The organism is Mycobacterium sp. NPDC049093 (assembly GCF_040704635.1).
Lineage (GTDB): Bacteria > Actinomycetota > Actinomycetes > Mycobacteriales > Mycobacteriaceae > Mycobacterium.
In genome coordinates, this window is sequence record NZ_JBEZJS010000011.1 from 105,714 (window position 1) to 125,064 (window position 19,351).

Sequence of the window (19,351 nt, forward strand, 5' to 3'; positions counted from 1 at the left end):
TCAGGTGATTTTGGACAGCGCGGCGATCGCCTCGTTGCGGTGCGCCTTGAGCTCGGCCTGCCAGTCCACGGTGTTGTAGTCGGGGAGGTGTCCACGTTCCACCTCGATATTGCTGAAGATCGCGGTCACCGATCCGTGGCCCGAGGCGATACGCCCGCCGAGGTGGCCGCGACTGGCGAAGGTGCTGAGAACGTCGTGCATGAACGCGACCTGGCCGATAGTGGCGTTGGCCAGGCGCACCCCGGTCTGAAACACAGTCCCGGCGGGAAGGGTTTCCACATCGAACCGTCCAAGCGGGCTGGTCGTGTCACCGTCGCCGTCGGTGTGGGGGGCCTGGTCGGCGCGAGGCCGGTGATCGGACAGGTGGGTGAACGATTCCTCGGCGAAAGTGAACACCGACGACAGGGGAGTGGTTCGCGGCGGTCGCGGCAGAATGTGGGCCAGTTCAGCCACCTCGGGAAGCACTTTGCCGACGGTGAGCAGTCCGGACATGATGCGGTTCGACGCGGCACCGCCGAACACCGCGATCTGCGGGAGCAGGGCCTTGAGATTCCGTTCGTCCTCGTCAGTGAACGGCCGCGCCGACTTGGCGAGCCTGCCGCCGTTGGTGAGCAAGTGCGCCGCCGCAACAGGCAGCGCGACATCCTCGTAGTCCAGGACGGCTGCGGTCAGTTCTTCACCGATGCGGCGCAAAACGCCCCGAAAACTGCTGCCCGACACGATCGGAACAGACAGCAACTCGCCCTCGGAAGTCAGGATTCTCTCGGTGCGAAATGACGAGGTTGTATCGGTGCCGACCGAATCGTTGTCCGAACCGCGGTGCACGATCGACGACAAGGCCACAACGTCGAGATCCCACCGAATTGTGTTGAGGCTCATGCTCGATTCGACTTCCGGTCAGCGGAGACAGCTTCGGCGATGATGCGGACCCTCAGCAGCAGCGCCGGCAGGCTGGTCTGAAACGCGCGCAGCACCGGCTTCGGCGGCTCGCGCAGCAACTCGGCCAGTTCGAGACGCCGGTCCGGGTAGCGGGGCGCTTGGAGCCCAAGTTTTCTCAGCGCAGCTGAGGACCACCACTCATCCAGAGTGGTCGAGCGGCGGGCGGCGCGAAACACCCGGCCGGGCAGGATCTCATCCCAATACGTCTTGCGGTACTTCTCCTCGCCAACCCAGCTGTTGTCCCAGTCGATGCTGTAATGCACCAGCAACAGCAGCCGCTCAGCGGTATCGACGGCCCGGGCGACGGCCATCTCCGCATCCGTCATCAGCGACTCCGACCTCTGACCGTTCAGCGTGAAGGACTGCAGCTCAGGGACCAGCGCCTGCCACCTGCGGGTCGGGCTGAGCTCGTCGGTCATGGGCATCAGGGTATCGGCCGGCCTCGCCACGACCGCCGACACACGACAGCCGCCGGCCGACGGTCACACCTTGTTGGTGAGAATCCGGACCGTATCCCACAACGCTGGAACACTCCGCCAGATCCGCAGCGAGGCCCACGCCGCCACGATGCGCGACCACTGATCGGCAGGCTGGGCTGTAAGCAGCCGAGCGGGTGGGACGGGATCGGCCAACTGTGGCCAGGTAGCACCGATCGTCGTACGCAACCACGCAAGATCGGTGAGCCGCTGCGCCGCGGCCGCATCCCACGCGATCACCAAGCCGTCGGTGGCCAGGTGCCCCCACTCGGCGATCGGCAGGATGTGGCGCCGGCGACTGCTGGGGACCACCGCGGCACACGTGATGGACAGGGCCCCAGCACTGAGCAGGGACGCCAGCTCGGCGCCGTTGGAGTACCTGGTCAGCGTGGTAGTCGTGATGAGCATGGCCGATTGTTCGCGGGGCTGGCCACTGTAGGCCCACGCACACGTCACACACAGCCGGCGGGAGCCGAACGGCCAGCCATCAAACCCCGTGAACTTCTCCGAGATGATGCGCGAACTGGTGACCGTAGGACCGTCTTCACCGCAGCGACCGCAGCGCCCAGCTACCGGCGGGGGAGCATCAACGGCGGGTCGACCGGCAGCAACCCACGCCGCTGCGGCGGGATCGGACAACATGCTGCTCGACACGATACGGGCCGCTCACCAGCCCCGGTTGCTACCGTAGACGCCACGAAACGCACACAAGGGTTGGGTGAAGGTTTCACCTGAGGCGGCCCCCGGACCAGCTCACAGCAGCAGACTCCGGGGCCGCCTCCCTTGTGAGAGCCACAAACATCGTGATGACCGGCCGCGATGCGATCCGCCGCCGTGTCCGATCCACCTCCTAGACTGCGAAAAAAGGCGCGTCGAGGGGAGCATGAGGCCACATGGGTGCCAAGACCGCGCGGCCCCCCGGGGAACAAACACGCTTCGACGTCGAAGGCGGCAAGATCACCGACCGCGACGTCAAAACTGCCCGCGAAGTCGCCGAAACCGCAATGGACGACGCGGCCTTTCACCGCCTGTCCAGCCGCATCCGCGACGAAGCCCGCGACAGCGACACCTCCCTGACCCGCGCAACCCGCGACCGCGACCGCGCCACACCCCGCGACTCCAGCCACGTCGAATCCACCCGCCTCCGTGGGGAACTGCCCGAACCCGAGGAATTCCGATACGCACTCAGCGGCCGGCAACGCAAGATCCGCTCTACCACCAAACGCAAGGTGCTCGCCGCCGCACCGGAATCCCAGAAGCAGGCCGTCCGCAGCATGCTGACCAATGACGACCCGGCCGAATGGCGGCGCATCAACGGGGCACTGCATCACGCCGCCGGCGACGTACAAGAACTCTCCGACACCGACCGCGCCAAAGTGCAACGCCTCGACCGCCTCATCCAGAGTTACGAGCGTGAAAACGACCGCAGCCACACGGTCTACGTCGCGGTCAAACTGCCAGACACCCATGCTGACATCGGCAGTGTGCGCGAACTACCGCCCAACCTGCGCCCCGGCCAAAAGGTCGCATTCGACCAATTCACGATCGCCCGCCACAGCCTGCACGAAGCGCCCGGACACGACAGCGGCCGATACCTGATGTTCGAACTGACGACCAGCCGCGGCATGTACTTCGGACGCTCCGACACCGTGGAAGACACCACCCACGTCTTGCCCAGAGGCCTCTCGTGCGAGGTCGTTTCAGCCGAGGGAACCGTCTACGACAACGGCCGCGGCGGGCACGGCACTCGATTCGTCCTGCAACTGAAAGAGCAGCAATGAGCAACACCGAATGGGTAGTCCACCCCAACCGCTCCGCGCTCGGCCCCGATGAGCCCGGACGCAACGGACACTTCCGACCGATCAGCCGACCGCGACGCCCGTCGTCCACACCCGAACCGTGCCAGGCCCGAGTGCGGTTGCCACGCAAACTGGCACACCTCGCCGACACCAGCGGCGAGAAGACATTCAGCGCCGACAACTGGCTCTTCGTTGTCAGCGTCGCGCACACCTTCGCCCGTGAACACACCGACGCCGAGATCCCGCCACCATTCGGGTTCAAGACCCGCGGAAAGTGGTGGTGGTGGGACGGCACCACCAGCGACGACTCCATCCTCGACGGCCCCGACGCCACCGCCTACATCGAGGAGTACTTCGCCCTGCTGTTCCCCGGAATGGCAACCACGGTGACGGACAACCGATGACCACCCCGCCGGGCCTGGACATACAGGCCCTGCGGGCGATCGCTGCGCGCCGCCGCGGCACCGGCACATATCGGCATCTGCTCGACCGCATCGCCGAACATCTCGACACCCACGACGGATTCGTCTCATGGTCAGGCGGCAAAGACTCCACCGTCGTCGTCGACCTCGCCCGCCAGGTCGACCCGAACGTGCCGATCGTGTTCTTCGACTCCGGCCTACAGTTCCCCGAAACCCTGCACTACCTCCAAGATCTCAGCGAGGCGTGGCGACTGAACTTCACCGTGATCGAAGCCGACCCCGACCTGCTCACCGTGATGATCGCCCTCGGCGGATTCGACCACCAGGCCCCCGATCGGCTGCTCGGTCTCGAACTGTCCGAACTGATGATCACCGGCCCGGCCGCCGAAGCCCACCGCCGCCACGGACCCGGCTCCCTCTGGGGCGTACGCGCCGAAGAATCCGCCGGCCGCCGCGCCCTGTACCGCCAACGCCTCGCCACCGAAACCCGTACACAACCAGAACTCTCACGCCAACAGGTCCGGGCAGCATCCGGCGGCGTGATACGCCGCATCGACGGCACCATCACCTACGGGCCGATCTGGGACTGGCAGACACGCCAAGTATTCGAGTACCTGGCCAGCCGCGACATCGAACCCAACCCGCTGTACGCCAAACTCGCCGAACTGGGCGTCCCAGCCCACCGGATCCGCGTCGACTCCATCATCGACGCCTCCAAACTCGACAACGGCCACATCGCGTTCCTGCAGGCCGGATGGCCCGATCTGTTCGACCGCCTGGTCAAAGCATTGCCGCGGCTGCGGGAATGGACCTGATGACGGCCCCCACTGATAGCATGTGAACCGAGGGCAGGCCACAAGGGCAGGCCCAGAAACTCCACGAAAGGGAGACCACCATCATGAATGTCGCACTGGCAGGAACGTTGCCTGCCGCTTTCTACGAGGAGGACGACATCGCCGACCAGCCGCTGCCCGAGTACCTGTGGTCAGACCTGGCCGCACGCCGCCAAACCCTCAACCTCTCGATCGACGACGTCGCCACCCTGCTCAGAATGGACCTCACCCGCTACCGCAGCCATGAAACCGGTGCACGGGATCTACGCGGCACAGCCGCAGGCCTCGTCGACGAGCTGGCCGCCATGGAGGCCTTCGTCGCCGCCGAAACCGACAAGCTGATCGACGACGCGCCGGCAGAGGGCACCATCGACCTGCACGCCATCGCCGACCAGGACACATTCACCACCGGCTACCCGGACGCGCACACTCGCAGAGACCACACGCCCTACCCGGTGTCACTGCAGCACGTCGCCGTCGGCCGGGCCGCCGCGGAGCTGAGCCGGCGCGGCCGCGATGTGGAGGTGCACCGCGGCGAGCGCCGCTTCGACCTGGGTGCTGCCCGACTCGCCACCGGCCTCGGCAAGAACGAAACAGCGCACCTGCTGGGGCTCAACGTCAAGTCGTACTACGCGGCCGAGCGCGGAGCTCGCCCGCAAGGCGAGGCGACACTGGCCGACCTGCTCGATCTCGACGACTTCATCACCGACACCGCCAGCAGGTTCGAGACCACCGACGAAAACGGCGTGAGCACCATCTGGGTCACCGACGACCAGGCCCAGTTCGAAAAGGCCTACCCCGAAGCGCGCTTCCAGCGATCCGGCACGCCGTACCCGGTCCGGGCACTGTGGGTTGCCGCCGGCCGACGTGCCGGCGCCCTTGCTGCCGCCGGCCAACCGGTGCTGATCGGAGCGATCGACTAAACGCGTGATGTCCCAGGACACCGCCGTGAGTCGGGCAATCGAGGCTGGCACACCCGACTGACCATCCCGTCATGGATCGGCGATCCTCCGAAGCGGCACATCTTGTGCGTCGTTGTATCCGCCGACCGGAGATATCCGTGTTCAGCGCACCACAGCGCCGCAGTGGACAGCTGCTTGGCGCGCTCAGCAGCTGGAACGGCAACCAAGTACGCCTCATAGGCGGGCAGGTCGAGCAACCGTGCGGTGCTGCACCCAGAGCACCGGCCGTCGGGATTCCACCGTGCGCCACAGCCATCGACGTGGGTGTCTCCAGCGTGGCGCCACATGGCGTTGCGCCCGTTGCACGTTGGATAGGCCGCCCACATGCCGGCCGGCCAACCGCCATCGCGACTATTGAAGTACCGGACCAGGCCCTTCCCCGCGAGCTGTCGAGCCACGCGCGCCAGCGCACTGCCGGTCGATGTGCCGCCGACCATCTGGTGTGCGCTGCTGGCGATCGCTGCCAGCAGCGCACACTCCTGCTCGTCAATCGCGATGTCCCACAGTCGATGTGCAAACCTCAGCAGCACGCCCGGATCTCGCTGGCGACAGGTCATCACGATGACTTTTCCGAACTGCGTCGCAGGCGGAACCCGTTGCGGCTCAACTGGTACTCAGCAGTCGCACGGGTGGCCCATACGCAGAGACCGTCCCGCGGGTCTGTCGCTATGGTGCCATCCTGGTCAACGATGGCATACACCGGAGACCCCGGGTAGTTGCTCGCAACGACCGCCCATACCGGTGGGTTATTGTCCGCATCATCGTCCGCGGTGTCCGTCTCCCCAGCGGGCCGGTCGAGCTGCTGAGCGATCACCTCGAACTCGTCGACGATCCCAGCCAGCTCGGGGTGCTCGCTCCTGATCTTCCGCAAATCGTTGGCGACGACCTGCGCAGCCCCACGCTGCCTGCGCGCCACCACGGAATGACCCGCGACATCACGGACCCGATCACACGAAACCAGGAAACCCTTGTAGAGCACCGGGTCTGCTCCCGGATGCGGGCAGAACAAGCCGACACCCGTCGCCCTCGGCGGCAAGTGGTAGGCAGCATCGCTGCCGATCAGCCGCCACGACGCCTCGGCTTCCGTGGCCCGCCACGCAATGCGGTACTGCGCGTTGGCCAAGATCGACTCGCCCCACGACCCGATCGTCTGACTGACCACCAGGACACCGATACCCAGATGGCGACCCTTGCGCATCACGGTGTCAACCACCCCCACCAGGTCGGGGTGACGGTGCGCGAGCACACCGAAGTCCTCGATCACGACCAGCGTGTAGGGCACCGCCGGCAAATCAGCACCCGCAGCCGTCGACCGGACCTGGTTGTACCGCAGGATGCTGCCAGCCGGGCCGTGACTGATCGACCCGGGGTCCGCCGCCGCCATCGCGGCACGTTCCCGCAACTGCTCCTCAATCTGCTCGGCCACCTGCTCAATTCGCGACACCGCAGCCGCCCGATCGAGACCGTCGAGATGCGGAAATGACGTGAACTTCGAGAACTCCGCCCCCGAATTGCTATCGACGATGCTGACCGCACCGTCGTAGTCCAGTGCGATCGCGTCTGCCGCGCTGAGGGCCTCGGTGCGCCGCTTGATCAGATCCAGCAGACCAGCCATGCCAGGTTCCCCGCCACAGAACCTGGCCTCAGTGTGCGGATAGTCGGCGAACTCGTCGAACACCGACGAATCGACGTCGTCGACCAACACGAGCTGCAACAGATCGGGGGAGTGCCGTGCACAAAACCCCATCAGCATCGCCTGCAGCGCAACCGATTTACCCGACCCGGTCGCCCCAATCATCACCCCATGCGGGCCGACCCCGCCCTCAGCCTCATCTTTGAGGTCCAACCACACCGGATTGCCACCGGCCCGCAGCCCGAGCGGCACCCGCAACACATCACCGAGATCCACCAACTCACCGGTACCGACCGGCAAGTCGCGCAACGCCCACTGAGCGGCAACATCTGCCGGGCTACCGCCACGGGCAAGCCTCAACAACGAAAGCAACCTCGCCTCATCCGCAACCTCGGTGAGCGCGCCAGCCCCGGCCAGAGCACCTTCCTTGATGACCTCGCGCCGCGCCCGCATGAAAGCCTCGCCGGTCGCCTTCTGGCGGCGCCGCACCTGCTTGTTGAACGAATCATCACTGGACATTACAGAATCACATCCCATCCAAAGTCGTTGTCGCAGCAGCCCACATCCGCATAGCGACAGTTTCTCTGTCAGGGTGCGCGCGGACCCCGAGGGCTTGTCCCGATCTTGTTGTGGCGACCGATCGATGTGGGCGAACAGTCTCTGTCGGGAATCGCGCCGCCGCGGCGACGGCACAGCACTCAATGTAACCGCGCTGTAGGACACGACGAAGCAATCACGAAACGACCACCCCACGCACGGTTGACGGTGGCGTAAGACACAATCCTGAGATGGATTTCGATCGTCTGCTCGACGACGCCGCCCAGACCGCGCCGATCGAGCCACGCGAGCTCTACACATCGTTGCCGGACAAGGCCGAGGGCTACGGCTACCTGCGCGACGTCCAGGGCCAGGTGCTCACCACCTGGCATAAGCGCCGCCACGAGCGCGATCTGATCATCAAGGTCAACACCGGCAGCGGAAAAACTATCGACGGCCTGGTCATCCTGCAGAGTTATCTGAACGACAACGAAGGCCCCGCCCTCTACGTCGCCCCCAACAAGTACCTAGCCGCCCAGGTCCGCGAGGAAGCCGCCCGGATCGGCATCGTCACCACCGACAACGTCGACAGCGCCCAATACCGCGCCGGCGAAGCAATCGGCGTCGTCAACATCTGGAAACTGTTCAACGGCCGCTCGGTGTTCCGGGAGGAGCGCTACCCCGCCAAGCCGGTCCCGATCGGCTCTGTGGTCATCGACGACGCCCACGCCGCCCTCGACACCGCTCGGGACAGCCTGTCCATCACGATCAAGCGCGACACCGCCGACAACAAGACACCGGAAGGCAAACTCTTCGCCGACCTGCTCAACCTGTTCCGCGAAGACCTCAACAACCTCTCACCCAACGCACTGCTCGACGTCGACGAGAAAAGCTTCGGCGCCCTCGCCCGAGTCCCGTTCTGGGCGTGGCGCTCCCGACTCGAACAGGTCCGCAAGAGACTGCACCAGGACCGCGAGCTCGACGCGCTGACGTACTCCTGGCCAGCGGTCAAGGACGTCCTGGGCTTCTGCCGCACAGTGTTCACCAGCACCGGCGTGACCATCACCCCGCTGTGCAGCCCCGTCAGCCTGATCAGCAACTTCCACACCGCCAAGCACCGCATCTACCTCACCGCCACCCTCGCCGATGACTCCGTGCTCGTCACCGACTTCGGCGCAGATCCGGCCAGCGTGTCTGTACCGATCACCCCCACCACCGCCGGCGACATCGGCGAGCGCATGATCCTCGCCCCGATGGAGCTCAACCCCGAGATCTCCGCCGCCGAAGTCCGCGCACACATCCTCACCCTGGCCGAGGACTACAACACCGTGGTGATCGTGCCCAGCAACAGCGTTGCCGCCGAATGGGAACAACTCCTCGGCGACCCGTCCCGCATCATCCGCGCCGACGACGTTGCAGACATCGTGACCCGACTGCGCAGCGGGGAGCACGTCGGCCTGGTCGTGCTGGTCAACAAGTACGACGGCATCGACCTGCCCGGAGACGCCTGCCGGATCCTGGTTCTCGACGGACTCCCGGAGGCCTTCAGCGGCGAAGAACGCCTCGAAACCCAGCTGACCAGCCGCGAATCCGGCACCGACGACCGCCAAGTCCAGCGCATCGAGCAAGGCATGGGCCGCGGCGTCCGCAGCAACGAAGACCACTGCGTCGTCCTGCTGCTCGGCGCACGCCTCACCCAGCTCGTCGCCGACCCCGACACCTTCGCCCTGTTCAGCCCCGCCACCCAGGAACAGCTCAAGCAGTCCCGCAAGATGGCCGGCGGCCTTGTCGACAAACCACTCTCGGAAATCATGGGCGTAGCCCTGCAAGCCCTCACCCGTGACCCCGGATGGGTACGGTTCGCCCGCCAAGGCATGGCCTCCATCCCACCGGCGGTCGGCCACGTCAGCCCAGCCGCCACCCACCGCCGCGCAGCATTCCAGGCCGCTACCGGCGGCAAGATCACCGACGCCGCCGAAGAACTCGCCAAAGCCGTTGCCTCCACCACCGATCCGCGCCAGCAAGGCTGGCTGCTCGAACAACAAGCCACCTACATCGACCAGTACGACCCCGCCCGCGCCCAGGAAGTACTCGCCGCAGCCCGAGAGAAAAACCCAGCGGTCCTACTCCCACTGTCCGGGGTGGAGTACAAGAAAATCTCGGCATCCGCCGCCCAGGCCACCGCCGCCAGCGACTACCTCACCAAGACCTACGGCACCGACCGGATCAAGCTGCGCGTCGGCTTCGAAGCCCTCCTCGATGCACTGCGCTTCGACCCGTCACAGACCGCCGTCGAAGCCTTCGAACAAGCCTTCTGCGACCTCGGCCTGCACCTCGGATTCAACGCCCAACGCCCCGAACGCGACATCGGCCGCGGCCCCGACGACCTCTGGGCCCTCGGCGACCTCAAATACTGGGTGATCGAAGCCAAGAGCGGAGCCGTCGCCGACTACATCGGCAAGGTCTACATTAACCAGCTCACCGGATCCAAGCTGTGGTTCGACGGCGCCTACGACGACACCGTCACCGCACTACCCGTCATGATCCACCCCGCAGAACGCCTCGGAAAAGACGCCACCGCACTCCCCGGCGCCCGCGTCATCACAACCAAGAAACTCGACGAACTCAAGGACGCCGTACGCGCCTACGCCACCGCACTAGCCGAATCCCGCTGGGACGACCCCGACACCGTCGACCGCCTACTCGCCGGCCACAAACTGCGCGCCGCCGACCTCCACGGCTACACCCGGGCGATCAAACCAGCCTGAAACCGTTCACACCTCGTTGGGAACGGCTGTCGTGTCGCATCCGGCACTTACAGTGCAACCCATGAGCACCGCTGACACGGCCGCGACGTGGGTACCAGTGACGACACTGCCCGCAGACACAACCCGAGTTCTACCGCGACTGCTTGCCGCCGGCGCACACGAAGTCCAGATCAACGTGAAGCCGGTACCCAAGCACGCCGGCTTTCCCGACTACGACCCGCTGCTCGCATCGGAGCCACCTGAAGTCAAGGTCACGGTGCTGGCGCTGTGGCCCGACAACCACGCGCAGACTCCCGATGACGCACTCCGCTTGGGGCTCTAAATGACCAGTGGCACTTGGCTAGTCGATACCCTCACCACGCTGTCGGGAATCGTGCTGCTCGCCGCGGTGATCCGCACCTGGTACTGGAAACGCCCCCACGGCAACGACCTGCGGACCCGAGCGATTCTGTTCGGCCTCGCCTTCACTTTCGCGCTCGCAGCAACGAGCGTGTCGTTCACCCAGCCGCCGGCAACATCAAGCTGGGCAGCCTGGACCTTCATCCCCGGCGTGATCGCAGGCGCAGCAGGACTGGCGGCCTTGATCCGCGACAGGCCCCGACCGGATCCCACCGACAGGTAGACCAACGACCACCTTGAGGAGTGGAGCGATGTTTTCGCAAGGAGTATCCAACCGCGTCCCATCGCTGCGCCGAGATCGCGTCTTCCACATGCTGATCCGCGACGACAGCGCTTCCACAGGCTGGCGCACGTGGTGCGGATACGGCCTGGCCCGCGAGGACCGCCCGAAACCCTATCTGGGTGTCACCAAATCGACGCTGTGCGGCAAGTGCAAAAAACTCGCTGCCGACGCCATAGCCGAAGCAACGATGGACGAATCGGAAGCTGAACCGTTCGCATACGCGCCGACCGACGCAGATCCCGCAGATGACCTCGGTGATGACGACGACTTCTACCCCGACGACGCCCTGCCCATCCACCACCTCGATGACGATGAGGGCCAGCAACGCGGACAATGCCCACATTCAGGTCAGCCCCGCGCCAGCACAGGCGGCTGCCCCCGCGGCTGCGACGGCGCACGCTACCACTACTCCAACGACGGGCACCGCGCCTGCGCGGAACGGATCTCGGTGGCATAAGGGCAGGGAGGCCGAAAATCATGACCTTGCACGAAGCGACCTCCGCCGATGCTGCACTGGCAACGCTGCGCGCCGAAATCGAAAGACTGGCGACAACGGCCGCCGCAGCAACCATCCGAACCAAGCCGCTGCGAGTCGAGATCTCCGGCCGACATCCCAACGAGTACAGCACCGAAATCTGGTACGAAGACTCCACTTTCAGAGTCATCACCTGCGATGGATCGGTGGGACTGTCCGGTGGACCTGGACGAGGGCTGGACTGGTGGCCCGACTTCTCCGTGGTAGAGCCCGAACAGATGCGAGAGATCGTGTCCGCACTGCTATCAGCCCACGAGTGGGCGGTACGCCACCCAGCTCGTCAAATCGACGACTGAGATTGGTCAAACAGTGAGGTCTTCGAAGCGCTCAGCACTCTTGTCAATCCTGGCGGAACACAAGGTAATCGGCCCCGTGGAACGCCCCGCCGGAAGCTTCCGGATGGCCTGCCAAGGGTGCGAATGGCGCGAGTGCACCGACTACCAACATCAAGCGGTGGCCGAAGGCGATGGGCACATCGTCGATCTCCTCCTCGACGCACTCGAAGTAGAGCCAGCAGCTCCGCTGGCCGACGTCGCGCCAACATCAGGCCCCATCACCGCGGTCGACCTGCGGCGGGCTATCGAAGCGCAGTGCGAAGTCGAGAACGGGTCCGTGGCCGGGTACGCCACCGTCGAGGGCGTCTTGGACCTCATCGAACTTGCCAACACGCTCAACTACACGATCAAAGCGCGGACCAGCGACTACGGCGATTAGACGCAGAGAAACCCCACTAGGGCGTGCGACCACCCTGTCGGGGCGCCTCCCGGCGCGCAACCACAGTCGTGGCGGTCTCCGCAGTCTCGATATCGAGACTGCGTTGATAGGCCTCATCTCGATCGAGAACGAACTGCGAGCTGGCCTCACCTGTGGCCCGGCTGATGCTGACCACCCAGAATCCGTCAGCCATCGCGACTCACAGCGACCGCCGGTCCGCCCGCCCGCCCCAGCGGCGGCCTGCCCAGCCTCTGGGCCTCAACGTCGTCGACAGGCCGGCCACACGCAGCGCAGTACCAGCCACCTTGGGCGCTCTCCTGCAGCTGCCATCCCTCATGCTGATGGACCATCTGTTTCCTATCGGTTGGGATCCGCTTGTGGTCAGGGGATGGTCAAGGCCTGACCGGGCCGCACGTCCTCTTCTGGGTCTGTGAGACCACTGGCGTCGGCGATCTGCTGGTACTTGTTGCCGTCTCCGTAAAACCGTTCGGCGATCGCCCACAACGTGTCACCGGAGACCACCGTGTACGTGCGCGGTTCCGGAGTCGGCGGAACCGGCGTCGACTGCAGCGGCATTTCGATCTCGTTGTCGCCGAGCTTGGCGCAGATCCGGATGTCATGGGCACCAGCGGCTTCGAGGTAACTCGCCAACGTCGACAACAAGAGATCTTCGCGGTTCTCAACCCCCGAGAGCGCCGACTGCTTAATCCCCATCCGCTGAGCCAGCTCCGACTGCGTCAGGTTGGCAGCGTGGCGGACCGCGGCGAGTCCCATCTTGTAGGCGCGATCGACCTGGTCCATTTCGTCGACGATCGCATCGACTTCCGCCCGGGTCGTCGGGTCCGCCAGCATCTTGGCCAGCCGGTCATTTCCGCGAATGAACTTCTCGGTCATTTCTCCTCCTCGCGACTCTGCACGATCCATGCCTCGATCGCCGCGTCGGCGCGGGTACCGACGCTGTCGTAAAACACATCTCCCATGCGGGCCTTATCTCCGGCGAACAGCGCGATTACCGCGCGACCGGTGGTCGGAAACCACACGATCAGTCGGACGGCGACTCCCTCCCGGTAGGGGTGCGAGACGCGCCAGACCGGGTACCGGCGTGCTTGCCGTACCTGTTTGAGCGACGGGGTGTCCTCGGTCGGCGCCCGGTCGAGTCGCTGCAGGATTGAAAGCTCAGCCTGCAGCAGCCGCAGGCGCTGTCGATCGATCGGGTCAGCCGACTCCTCCAGTCTGGTGAGGTATGCGTCGAACTCGGCTGGCCAGTCGATCAACACACCGCAATATTACTCCGGCGCAATACCGTGTGCAAGCAATATTGCGAGTGCTTGAAGAGATCGCAGGGAGCCGAGAAACCCAGCGCTCGCCGCCCTGGAACTGAGCGTCATGTCCGCCACACGCCTTACGCTCCCAGGCAACGGTCAAAGCAAATGGAAGGTCCACCGTGGAGCCGACGGGATCCCGAGAAATCGAGTCAGCTACAGCACAGGTGCATGTGGAACCCGACCTCGGAGCCGTCGTAGATGCGCTGGTGCGAACACGAACACGAGGCTGCGTACTGTCGCCGGAACAGGCCTGGGCCAACGCGGTGAGCGGCAAAACTGCGGCTCAAATGGCCGGCGTCAGCGGTCTCGACGAATACATGCACTGGGACGAAACCGCCGTAATCATCGCGAAAGCTGCTGCATATGGGTGGTGGCCAGCCACAGCTCCGGACGGCAGCTACGTCGCTGTGCCAATCGACAACTGGGTTGCAGACGGGCACCGATACACCAGAATCGTGCCGAACCTCGACTCCATGCTCGATCGGTGGGGAATCGCACCCGTCGTCATCGACGCCGAAACCGACGACCACACCCCGCAACCCCGAAACATGCTGCCGCAGTAAAGGACACCACCAATGACCGACAACCACGCAGACGACCTGCAGGAGCGCTACGACGTCTTCTGGCAACTCGACTTCGCCGTCTCCGCTATCGGCCCCGACGACGTCACCGCCGAAATGGCCGAAGGCCTCCTCACAATCCTGCGCGGCGTCGCCGAGCGCACAGGACAACCGGCCAACCCCACGACCCCAGGCCCCGACGACTTCCAGCAGCACCTCTCCAGCGACGCCTGGGAAGAAGGCTGGGCACGGTTCAAACGGAACATCCGCGAGGAGCGGATCCGCATCGGCCGAAAACTCGGCATCGAACCCGAACCAGGGCACTCCTAGTCCCAGGAAACGAGACAGACATGACCACCACCGAACGTCACGATTCGAGACATCGTCGTCCAATCGCAGGAGCGCTTGTAATGATCACGATGATCGCCACAGTGGCTGCTGCTGCCATCAGCCCCGAAACCTTCACCACAGGACTAGCTATCGCGGTCAAAGCGCTCTATGCCCTGGTCGAGGGCATCGCGGCTGAGAGGTAGAGAGCATCATCCACCCAGTGGAAACCGCTCCACGACAGCACCGTGCTCTAACGCGTATGCCTCCGCGTCCGCGAGCTCAGCCTCGGTAAACGTCTTGATCGCCAACGGGTTTCCCGGTGGCCGCACGATCATCGTCAACTCATCCAGGCTCGGAAACTTCCGTGGCTGTTGACGACTGACGAGCGGCGATTCGGTCACGCCCTGCACCCTAGTCAGATTCACCCGACTGGCAAACTCACGAACCCGGCAGCTCCCGCAGAAATCGGGATCGGCCGTCGTGTCGCACCCAGCACCTAAAGTCCACTCCATGGACGCCCCCGCGCACCCGACCAGCGGCCCGCGCAATTCCACAGTGGATTTCAAAGCCGTCCTCATCGTGGTGGCTGCTGCCACCGCGGTGACCACCACTGTCGCCTACGGACTGGGCCTGCTGCTGCGCTACACCTGCTACCAAGCGATCCTGTACGCCGGCGGCTCACAAATGACGCTGTCGGACACCCCCACAGGGATCTTCATCCCCGACGACATCGCCAACCCTGCCATCGCCGCGTGGGGGATAATCGGCTACCACGCAAGCACCGTGCTGGCCGTCGTAATCGGAGCAACCGCCGGAGCGCTCATCACGACCCGCACCAGCCCACAAGCCATCACGATCCTCAATTCACCTGGCGATTCAGCAGCCCACGGTAAGCAGCTGTTCCGCTGCATCGCTAAGGAAACCGTGGCCACACTGGCCACCTTGGTCCTCACCCTCGCCGCCGGCATCCTCACCTTCATCGTCGCCGTCATGTTCCCGGCCGCGGTCACAGCCCTCACTGAGGCGCTCCCGATCGCGACAACTCCCGGCCCCGCCGTACTGTCCGGGCCCGCAATTCTCGTGGGGCTTGTCTTCGGCTTCGCCGCTTGCCTTTTCGCCACACGACCAGTCGGTCGTCTTGTGCGGGCCTACCTGCGCAAGTGACGTACAGCCCAGGCCTCAGGAGGAAACAGATGAACGCCAACCCAGCCGACCCCGCGAGCAAGGACTCCACACTGCGCGACACGCTCGGCCTGACCGCCCGGTCCCTGAGAACGTCGTCGGAGAGAGGCGCCGAATGAGTGCTGTAGCTGATCGGACAACAATCACCTTGCCTGAGACCGACCTCGTGTTTGGTGTGGGCGGCGATCTGCGCCATGCTGTCACCCGGGATAGGGCAGTCCGCGCTATCGGCGACGGATCGAGTCGTCATGCGGCCCCAGGCGCCGTGTGTGGCGCCCTAGTGCAGCTGGCGGCGAGCTGGGGCCCATACGAACGCGATTCGATCTATCTCCAGCATGGCCACGTGTGTGTGCCGTGTGCGTGGATCGTGGCCGGCGCCCAGGGCCGCATACCGGAAATGATCGCGTCGGTGAGACCAACCGCGAAGAACGTCAGCACGTTGACCGCCGCGTTGGGCGACCCGTCGCTAGGTGTCCGGCTGCTCACAGCGATTGCCGCTGACGACGAGCTCGGTGACAACTTGGTGGGGCGGTACCGCCGCTCGCAACGGGCCGATGTGCTCGCCCACGCAGTTGAGCACCTGCCGACCGTGGTGGTGTGCGAAGACTGCGCCGGCACAGTCGACGATGACCGCGGAGACGAATGTTCTTGCGCTAGAGCAGTGTGCATGAAATGCACCCTGACGTCGGGGCCCTGGGCAGGGGAGTGGGAGGGCTACACATGCGACGAATGCACCGTGACCGCACCGTGTTCGGCCCTTCGTGCACTCTGCGCGCACTACAAGATTGCCCTGCCTCCACAGAACCCCGAATAGCTGCCCGGCAACACGCACCTGGGCGAAGCTGACGAGCCAGTCTTACGCAGTGAGCCCGCATCAGCGTCTCTCCCTGGCCCCGTCCATTCCGAAACCTCCACCTTTAGACGGCTGGACGGCGTGCCCGAATGACAACACACTGGTGAGGGTCATGCACCTACCATGACGTCCGCGAACGGCGAACGCATCAAGAGGAGTCGCAAACGATGAAATCGAGGGGCAGCGGTGGCGCGACAAAGATGGGTTGACAGCCGCGCCGAGCAGCTCTGCGTCAACCTCAACGAACGTGGACTCTTCATGTCCACCGACGCCGCGGCAACACTCGTCAACGACCGTGTCGACGCCCTCGCCGCGGCCCTGCAAATCTCCACCGCCTCAGCCCGCAGATACATCGACGCAGACGCACTCGCCGGCCTGGCTGACTCCATCACCGAGATGCTTGCCGACGAGAAGCCCGGCACCGACCTCATGACCGAGCCACGGGACGTGGCGGTGCCGGCACCCATGGTCGGCCGGGCCATCGCGGCCCTCGCCGAGGCGCTACAACTGCACCTCCAGAGCAACGTTGAAACAAACCGCGATCACGCTTACGAACTCGCTCAACACCTTTCGATGCTGGGGCAAATGATGTTCAAGGGACCGGTCTTGCCGGTGCATGTGCCGAAAGCCCTCGTCAACCGAATATCCAGCCAGCTCGACCAGGCGTCGAGACTGCCGGGAACATCACCCGATCTCGCCGCGGCATTCCGCCAAGACGCCATCCGCCTCCGCGGCCGGCTATGAAGCCACCAGATCGCCATACAGATCCGCAAAGCCCCTATTCCGAGTAGGCGGCCCCAGCCGAGTAGTAGCGAGCCCCCAAATTGTCAGTGGGATTGGCGAACACGAGACCCCGAAACCAGGGAGAGGCCTTGCGAGGGTGCCGCCGGCTCAACAAGCTCGCATAGAGGAACCAGCACTCAAGGACAGCGCGATTTCCCAGAATCGCATAGGGCAAGCAATCCATGAACGGGTAGGGCAAGCTCTGCTGTAAAACGCACACACCTGCCTCGGCCCATGCCAACGCCTCAGCGAGATCGTCGTCTGGCAAGGATTCTTCCGGGTCATCAAACTCGTCCCCCACGATGCGCTCGACCATCACCCGGTATTCCGCCAAACAGCGCGGGTTGATCCGGTACCCCTCGACCAAACGGCAGTCCTTGTCGTACTCCTCAAGCTCAGATTCATCGTCAGGAAGCCAGATTTCCTCGAACCGCCACTCTGGGCGGTCCCCCGCTTTCCGCACAGCACGCTCGACTGGAGTCATCTCTTTGGCCGAAAACTGCGAATAGTAGTCATCAACATCGAACTCTTCGCCTGTACGCCACGCTGCTAGGGGCCGAGGCAGCTCAGTAAGGGCCGCCAGCGCCGGCGGCCGCGTCGGCCGAATCCACGGCATGGTCCACACCTGCGCGCCCACAGCACCTCCCTTCCGAGACACTTCAACGCCCACGTCACCCTGATGCTCTCGCACCTCCACCGGGATCGTGCGATGAACGGCATAACCCGGTCTAGGCGGTCTACGCCGAGGACACGACGGCGCCGCCGCGCTGACGAGCTCCGGCCGCAGATTCCCCGACGGACCTCGATCAAGGTGAACTGAGCGGGCAATTCATGGTGCCGCTTGGGCGCTGGAAGTGCTGTCCTCCGTCCACTCCGGCGGCTAGATTCCTTGGCCCACCACCATGTCGCCCCGAGGCGATACACTCGACCTCAACGTCGCCAGCGCGCGGCGGTCTCCCCAGGGGATCGACAGCTGCCCACACCAGCCTGCCCCACATACCGGGACTACACCCACCGGGTGACGCGCCAGCCCCGTTGAACGGAGCCCAAAAAGCGTGTGGGGCAACAGGGCTCACGAATCGATGGGAAGAACCCAATGAGCGACACCCCTAACGCACGCAAAGCCGCCGCCCGCCGCTATCAGCGCGAACATCCCGGCACCCCGTATCCAGAAGCGCTACGTCGCGTCACCGCGCCAGCCACCGGCAGGCTGGCCGACGTCCACATGTGGACGATCCGCGGCTCGTGGACATCACGGGCCCAGGCCTTCCGCGACGAGGCAGGCCGAACCTTCGTGTTGATCACTCAGCGCATCGGCGATCAAGGCCCCGGACATATCAACGGCGCCGAGATGTTCCGCGAGGATGCCTGGAAAGAATTTTTCCCCCACGAGCAAGCACCACCGGTCCTGATTGCCAACGTCCTCAACCCAAACATGAAGCTCGAAGACTCCCCGCACATCGTCACCCTCAACTTCGACGACCACGGGAACTTCGACCGTCACCGCGCCGCCGACCCCGCCGACATCGACACCCTGAACCGTCTCGGCGCCGAATGGGACGAAGGCGCAGGATTCGTGCCGTACACGCCGCCACCGCCGAAGTTTGTCCACGTGTGGCGTCGCTTCCCGGTCAAGGGTCTCCCGCAACGCCGCCTCTTCCGCGACATGGAGCAGTACATGTCGGCCGACTGGGGCAAGGCTGTGGAGGTCGCCATCGAGGCGATCCAGAACAGCGGCCCGATCCCCGACGGCGTGCCGCCGAGTGTCGCCGATGCCGCGAGCACCCTGTTGTACGAATCGATCGAGCTCGCCCGCGAAGACGGCAGAGTCTGGTACATCAACGGACAGCACCGCAGTGAAGCGATGCAGCGCCAGGGCGTAAAAGAAACTGTCATCCGGGAAAAGCGGCTCATCGCCGGGCCGCCCCTGCCAGGCGAAATCGGCCAGGCAGGCGTCTCCAGCTAGTAGGTGCCGACGACAGTCGGTGAGTCGGACACGACGTCGCTCGTCGTGTCCG

25 protein-coding genes are annotated in these 19,351 nt (G+C 64.8%); 16 read left to right on the forward strand and 9 right to left on the reverse strand.

The window, feature by feature from the left end; genetic code table 11:
* The 3 genes from AB0876_RS32165 to AB0876_RS32175 form a co-directional block, all read right to left on the reverse strand.
* A complete protein-coding gene (locus AB0876_RS32165) occupies positions 1-879 on the reverse strand; it encodes an RAMP superfamily CRISPR-associated protein (RefSeq protein WP_526044000.1) in 879 nt (292 codons plus the stop codon).
* A complete protein-coding gene (locus tag AB0876_RS32170; protein ID WP_526044001.1) occupies positions 876-1,358 on the reverse strand; it encodes a hypothetical protein in 483 nt (160 codons plus the stop codon). The genes AB0876_RS32165 and AB0876_RS32170 overlap by 4 nt, the downstream gene beginning before the upstream one ends.
* Positions 1,359-1,421: 63 nt before the next feature.
* On the reverse strand, positions 1,422-1,823 hold the full coding sequence (locus AB0876_RS32175) for a hypothetical protein (RefSeq protein ID WP_526044002.1): 402 nt from the start codon (positions 1,821-1,823) through the stop codon (positions 1,422-1,424).
* A 485-nt stretch (positions 1,824-2,308) separates the two neighbouring features.
* Here AB0876_RS32175 and AB0876_RS32180 point away from each other — a divergent pair, with 485 nt between their 5' ends.
* From AB0876_RS32180 to AB0876_RS32195, 4 genes are all read left to right on the forward strand, one after another.
* On the forward strand, positions 2,309-3,196 hold the full coding sequence (locus AB0876_RS32180) for a hypothetical protein (RefSeq protein WP_526044003.1): 888 nt from the start codon (positions 2,309-2,311) through the stop codon (positions 3,194-3,196).
* Positions 3,193-3,618 carry a hypothetical protein gene (locus AB0876_RS32185; protein WP_526044004.1) on the forward strand — a complete coding sequence of 142 codons (426 nt, stop codon included), beginning with the start codon at positions 3,193-3,195 and terminating at the stop codon, positions 3,616-3,618. Before AB0876_RS32180 ends, AB0876_RS32185 begins: the two co-directional genes overlap by 4 nt.
* Complete coding sequence (locus AB0876_RS32190; RefSeq protein ID WP_526044005.1) at positions 3,615-4,451, forward strand: phosphoadenosine phosphosulfate reductase domain-containing protein; 837 nt, start codon at positions 3,615-3,617, stop codon at positions 4,449-4,451. The genes AB0876_RS32185 and AB0876_RS32190 overlap by 4 nt, the downstream gene beginning before the upstream one ends.
* A gap of 83 nt (positions 4,452-4,534) precedes the next feature.
* On the forward strand, positions 4,535-5,392 hold the full coding sequence (locus AB0876_RS32195) for a hypothetical protein (RefSeq protein WP_526044006.1): 858 nt from the start codon (positions 4,535-4,537) through the stop codon (positions 5,390-5,392).
* Between the two features lie 595 nt (positions 5,393-5,987).
* On the opposite strand, the gene AB0876_RS32200 is transcribed toward AB0876_RS32195, so the two are convergent.
* Positions 5,988-7,583, reverse strand: coding sequence for an FtsK/SpoIIIE domain-containing protein (locus AB0876_RS32200; RefSeq protein ID WP_526044007.1), 1,596 nt, complete (start codon positions 7,581-7,583; stop codon positions 5,988-5,990).
* Between the two features lie 269 nt (positions 7,584-7,852).
* On the opposite strand from AB0876_RS32200, the gene AB0876_RS32205 reads away from it, so the two are divergent.
* The 6 genes from AB0876_RS32205 (at position 7,853) to AB0876_RS32230 (ending at position 12,300) form a co-directional block, all read left to right on the forward strand.
* The gene (locus tag AB0876_RS32205) at positions 7,853-10,369 is read left to right on the forward strand and encodes a DEAD/DEAH box helicase family protein (RefSeq protein WP_526044008.1); all 2,517 of its coding nucleotides are present in this window, start codon (positions 7,853-7,855) and stop codon (positions 10,367-10,369) included.
* Positions 10,370-10,430: 61 nt separating this feature from the next.
* A complete protein-coding gene (locus AB0876_RS32210; protein WP_526044009.1) occupies positions 10,431-10,691 on the forward strand; it encodes a hypothetical protein in 261 nt (86 codons plus the stop codon).
* Positions 10,692-10,991, forward strand: a complete 300-nt coding sequence (locus AB0876_RS32215; protein ID WP_526044010.1) for a hypothetical protein — start codon at positions 10,692-10,694, stop codon at positions 10,989-10,991.
* 28 nt (positions 10,992-11,019) lie between these two features.
* Positions 11,020-11,508: a hypothetical protein gene (locus AB0876_RS32220; protein WP_526044011.1), complete on the forward strand. Its 489-nt coding sequence runs from the start codon at positions 11,020-11,022 to the stop codon at positions 11,506-11,508.
* A gap of 20 nt (positions 11,509-11,528) precedes the next feature.
* Positions 11,529-11,882, forward strand: coding sequence for a hypothetical protein (locus tag AB0876_RS32225; RefSeq protein ID WP_526044012.1), 354 nt, complete (start codon positions 11,529-11,531; stop codon positions 11,880-11,882).
* Between the two features lie 157 nt (positions 11,883-12,039).
* Positions 12,040-12,300 carry a hypothetical protein gene (locus tag AB0876_RS32230; protein WP_526044013.1) on the forward strand — a complete coding sequence of 87 codons (261 nt, stop codon included), beginning with the start codon at positions 12,040-12,042 and terminating at the stop codon, positions 12,298-12,300.
* A 16-nt stretch (positions 12,301-12,316) separates the two neighbouring features.
* On the opposite strand, the gene AB0876_RS32235 is transcribed toward AB0876_RS32230, so the two are convergent.
* From AB0876_RS32235 to AB0876_RS32245, 3 genes are all read right to left on the reverse strand, one after another.
* A complete protein-coding gene (locus AB0876_RS32235) occupies positions 12,317-12,493 on the reverse strand; it encodes a hypothetical protein (RefSeq protein ID WP_526044014.1) in 177 nt (58 codons plus the stop codon).
* Positions 12,494-12,681: 188 nt separating this feature from the next.
* Positions 12,682-13,194, reverse strand: coding sequence for a type II toxin-antitoxin system RelB family anti-toxin (gene relB, locus AB0876_RS32240; RefSeq protein ID WP_526044015.1), 513 nt, complete (start codon positions 13,192-13,194; stop codon positions 12,682-12,684).
* Positions 13,191-13,577: a hypothetical protein gene (locus AB0876_RS32245; protein WP_526044016.1), complete on the reverse strand. Its 387-nt coding sequence runs from the start codon at positions 13,575-13,577 to the stop codon at positions 13,191-13,193. The genes relB and AB0876_RS32245 overlap by 4 nt, the downstream gene beginning before the upstream one ends.
* A gap of 254 nt (positions 13,578-13,831) precedes the next feature.
* On the opposite strand from AB0876_RS32245, the gene AB0876_RS32250 reads away from it, so the two are divergent.
* Genes AB0876_RS32250 through AB0876_RS32260 form a run of 3 tightly spaced genes read left to right on the forward strand, consistent with a single transcriptional unit; the run spans position 13,832 to position 14,718 of the window.
* Positions 13,832-14,188 carry a hypothetical protein gene (locus AB0876_RS32250; RefSeq protein WP_526044017.1) on the forward strand — a complete coding sequence of 119 codons (357 nt, stop codon included), beginning with the start codon at positions 13,832-13,834 and terminating at the stop codon, positions 14,186-14,188.
* A gap of 12 nt (positions 14,189-14,200) precedes the next feature.
* The gene (locus AB0876_RS32255) at positions 14,201-14,515 is read left to right on the forward strand and encodes a hypothetical protein (protein WP_526044018.1); all 315 of its coding nucleotides are present in this window, start codon (positions 14,201-14,203) and stop codon (positions 14,513-14,515) included.
* Between the two features lie 20 nt (positions 14,516-14,535).
* Entirely contained in the window at positions 14,536-14,718 is a 183-nt protein-coding gene (locus tag AB0876_RS32260) for a hypothetical protein (protein ID WP_526044019.1), read from the forward strand.
* Between the two features lie 6 nt (positions 14,719-14,724).
* On the opposite strand, the gene AB0876_RS32265 is transcribed toward AB0876_RS32260, so the two are convergent.
* Positions 14,725-14,916, reverse strand: a complete 192-nt coding sequence (locus tag AB0876_RS32265; protein ID WP_526044020.1) for a hypothetical protein — start codon at positions 14,914-14,916, stop codon at positions 14,725-14,727.
* Between the two features lie 109 nt (positions 14,917-15,025).
* On the opposite strand from AB0876_RS32265, the gene AB0876_RS32270 reads away from it, so the two are divergent.
* Both AB0876_RS32270 and AB0876_RS32275 read left to right on the forward strand, forming a co-directional pair.
* A complete protein-coding gene (locus AB0876_RS32270; protein ID WP_526044021.1) occupies positions 15,026-15,679 on the forward strand; it encodes a hypothetical protein in 654 nt (217 codons plus the stop codon).
* Between the two features lie 1,057 nt (positions 15,680-16,736).
* Entirely contained in the window at positions 16,737-17,294 is a 558-nt protein-coding gene (locus AB0876_RS32275; protein ID WP_526044022.1) for a hypothetical protein, read from the forward strand.
* Between the two features lie 34 nt (positions 17,295-17,328).
* Here the strand turns inward: AB0876_RS32275 and AB0876_RS32280 are convergent, their stop codons facing one another.
* A complete protein-coding gene (locus AB0876_RS32280) occupies positions 17,329-17,970 on the reverse strand; it encodes a hypothetical protein (RefSeq protein WP_526044023.1) in 642 nt (213 codons plus the stop codon).
* 459 nt (positions 17,971-18,429) lie between these two features.
* On the opposite strand from AB0876_RS32280, the gene AB0876_RS32285 reads away from it, so the two are divergent.
* A complete protein-coding gene (locus AB0876_RS32285; protein WP_526044024.1) occupies positions 18,430-19,299 on the forward strand; it encodes a hypothetical protein in 870 nt (289 codons plus the stop codon).
* Positions 19,300-19,351 lie beyond the last annotated feature (52 nt).